The 2,808-nt window shown below is 42.9% G+C and carries 3 protein-coding genes; all 3 read right to left on the reverse strand.

What is annotated here, in order from left to right; translation table 11 throughout:
- Nucleotides 1–78: 78 nt before the first annotated feature.
- On the reverse strand, nt 79–630 hold the full coding sequence (locus A5294_RS06130) for a YbhB/YbcL family Raf kinase inhibitor-like protein (RefSeq protein WP_004104740.1): 552 nt from the start codon (nt 628–630) through the stop codon (nt 79–81).
- 223 nt (nt 631–853) lie between these two features.
- Nucleotides 854–2,386 (reverse strand): PTS ascorbate transporter subunit IIC, encoded by a 1,533-nt coding sequence (locus tag A5294_RS06135; RefSeq protein ID WP_004104741.1) that lies wholly within the window; start codon nt 2,384–2,386, stop codon nt 854–856.
- A 116-nt stretch (nt 2,387–2,502) separates the two neighbouring features.
- Nucleotides 2,503–2,772 carry a PTS sugar transporter subunit IIB gene (locus A5294_RS06140; RefSeq protein ID WP_004104746.1) on the reverse strand — a complete coding sequence of 90 codons (270 nt, stop codon included), beginning with the start codon at nt 2,770–2,772 and terminating at the stop codon, nt 2,503–2,505.
- Nucleotides 2,773–2,808 lie beyond the last annotated feature (36 nt).

Below are 2,808 nucleotides of genomic sequence, written 5' to 3' on the forward strand. Positions count from 1 at the left end.
ATTTTTAGATTTGTTACTGTTTGATTCTAACGCTTAGGCGTTAACTGCTAACCTAATTGGTTGCTCTCGTGCTCGCGTTTAGGCTTTACCAGTAAGGAACATTCCACCAGCATCTACACCTGAAGTTACATTTCTTACTTCGCGTAACAATTCATTCATGTAGAATCCCGGCTTAAGATTTGGCAAAGGCTTTTCTGTGCCAAAAACTTCAAACATGTATTCGTGATCTTTATCAGGAGGCTGAGGGCCGTTGTATCGCATAGTAATTGCTGAATCATTGCAACCAATAAATCTGCTTGCCTGCGAGTTGCGTCCTTGAAGAGCTTCCGGAATCATAGAAGTCATTGTACGAGAAAAATCTTCCGGTATTTGTAAAGCGTGAGAATCATTAAAATCAAACATTAACGCTTCAACAGGCACGTTCGCGGCAGTCCAGTGAATCCATTCAAAACCGCATACCGGTATTGCATCGTCGTCAACAAAACGCCAATGCAAATAATGCACGAAAGATGGCATATTATCAACGTAAAATGGGAAAGAAACTACTGGAACTCCGCTGATCTTATTCTGCTCCGGCGCAGCTTTAGAATAATCATCCGGAATGGTAGTGAAATCTGTAGAAATATTCATAATTTAAGTATCTACCATTACACAACACTAATCAACTGCGCGAGTAACAAATAAACGCAAACGTTAGCGCAATCTAATTGTTCAAGCAGATCGTGGCACTCAAGCAAAAACAACACTAAGAAACAACGCTAACTGCATAATTTGACGGTCAATATAAAACGTGCGCCCAGAAAAATCTAAACTGGGCGCATTAACTAAAATGTAATTTTTTACTGTACTCTATTTATTTTGTAGCAGCCTCCTCATGAGTTTCAGCAGCCTTAGCTGCCACAGCTGCTTTCTTAGCAGCACGCTCTTGCTTCTTAATTCCTTCAATGAACTCAGCATGCTTTACTGCAGGAAGCCAGCCGGTGTTAACAACCTTAACCTGCCATACCCAAGCCAAGGCAAACAGAATAACAGCAACAATAATCAAGCTTATAGCACCAACGCCTGCACCGAGGTGAGCGAAGTTACCAACAACAGTGCCAACCCAACCAAAGTCAGCATCGCCGAAGGTGGAGTTTGCCAAGCCGAAGGAACCCATAACAGTAAGCAATACTGCTGGAAGGAATGTAATAATTAAACCGTTAATAAAACCACCGAGAATAGCACCACGGCGACCACCGGTTGCATTACCAAACACGCCTGCACCACCACCATCGAAGAAGTGAGGCACCATTCCTGGGAGAATCAATGCCAATCCCCAAGCTGGACCCATCCAAATTGCAATAAGTCCGAGAGCTACAAGACCTCCAACGAAGGAAGACAAGAAGCCAATAAGAGAAGCATTAGCACCGTATGGGAATACGATTGGAATATCCAATGCTGGACGAGCGCCTGGAACGACCTTGTTAGCAATGCCCTGGAATGCAGGAACCAATTCACCTAAAATGATACGAACACCATAAAGGATGACACTAACACCAATTCCAAATTGCAAAGCCTGAGCAAAAGCCGCCATGTAGAAGGCACTATAGTCCGTAGGGTGAGACGCGAAAATCTTGAAGAGTTCCTTTACTGGCAACACAACCGAAGCCCACACTGCGAATACCAAATACAGCACAACCATCAACAAAGTCGTGGAGACCATTGAATCACGCAAGAAGCTCAAACCCTTAGGGAAGTTAATATCTTCAGTAGACTTAGACTTCTTACCAACAGCAGCACCAACAGCACCAGAAACAATGTAGCTTAAAGAGTTAAAGTGACCAATCGAGAGCTTATCGCTACCAGTAATACGGTTCATAAAAGGCTGCGCAAAAGCTGGCAGAACAACCATAACCGTTGCCATAATGACAGAGCCGACAATAACAATAAGCAACTGGTTGCCTGCACCAAAACCAACGGAAAGAACTAGAGCCAAAAGCATAGACATAAACACCATGTGGTGACCAGTCAAGAATATGTACTTCAAAGGAGTAAAGCGTGCAGCAAGAAGCATAAGAACGAAGCTGAGCACAATAATGTATGCAGAAGTAGCACCGTACTGACCTGCAGCCTGAGCAGTAATAACCTCATTCGTAGGTACAACACCATGAGCACCAGTAGACTTCAAAACCAAGTCACCAAATGGAGCAAGTGCACCAACAACAACGCCAGCACCTGCACCCAAAATGAGGTAACCCATAGCAGCTTTTAAGCCGCCTGCAATCACTTGTCCTGCACTACGTTTGAGTGCGATAAGACCGATTGCCGCAATAATACCAATCAAATAAGCCGGCACATTCAAAATCTGCTGACTTATGAAATTTAAAACCTGAACTACAATGTTCATCTTATTTCCTTCTTTTTATTTAGAAAAAGCGAATAGCGCATGAAATAACAGTACGACTATGCCAAAGCAGTAAGCACGTAATCAGCATAATCAAACGTTTATTTGTTACACATAATTTATGCGTAACGCTCAAGCACACCCTTCACCTCTTCAACATCCATGAAATTTTCAATTGTTTCTACAGGAGTGGTAGTGCCCTCAAGCTCTGGAGCAAGCTGAGGAGAAGTGAGCACAAGATCATTCATATTCGCAGTACCTTTTGCACTTCCCGCATCGGAAGTAGTAACTGTAACATCAAGACCTAAGTCTGCTGCCGCAGCCTCAACATTGATTTTTAAAAGTACAGACGTGCCAATGCCGTTTCCGCATACACATAGAATATTCATAAATAACCTCTTTCGTTGAGTTGTATTTTTTTAATT

This window comes from Gardnerella sp. 30-4 (genome assembly GCF_001641215.1).
Lineage (GTDB): Bacteria > Actinomycetota > Actinomycetes > Actinomycetales > Bifidobacteriaceae > Bifidobacterium > Bifidobacterium leopoldii.